The sequence below is a fragment of the Sporosarcina sp. HYO08 genome (genome assembly GCF_001563475.1).
Taxonomy (GTDB): domain Bacteria; phylum Bacillota; class Bacilli; order Bacillales_A; family Planococcaceae; genus Sporosarcina.
Genome location: NZ_LPUT01000025.1, coordinates 1 through 281, shown reverse-complemented (window position 1 = coordinate 281; position 281 = coordinate 1). Strand labels below are relative to the sequence as shown.

The following is a 281-nucleotide window of genomic DNA, read 5'->3' as shown; positions in this document are numbered from 1 at the left end:
TTACAGCTCCCCGAAGCATATCGGTGTTAGTGCCGTCCTTCATCGGCTCCTAGTGCCAAGGCATCCGCCGTGCGCCCTTTATAACTTAACCTAAAATGGTCGATCAACTTCATAGCGATATAAAGTTGAATCGTTAAAAAGGTATTGCAAATAAGTTGATTACTTGATTTGTTGCTTTCAATGTCGTTTTATCCAGTTTTCAATGAACAAGTTTTGAAGTTTTCATATCTAAGCGGTGTTTTCCGCTTTTCCATGAACCTTCAAAACTGAACGCAAAACGT

At 39.9% G+C, this 281-nt stretch carries 1 rRNA gene; it reads right to left on the bottom strand.

What is annotated here, in order from left to right:
• A 23S ribosomal RNA gene (locus tag AU377_RS09280) occupies window positions 1-91 on the bottom strand; the annotation flags it as partial.
• Between the last annotated feature and the right edge of the window lie 190 nt (window positions 92-281).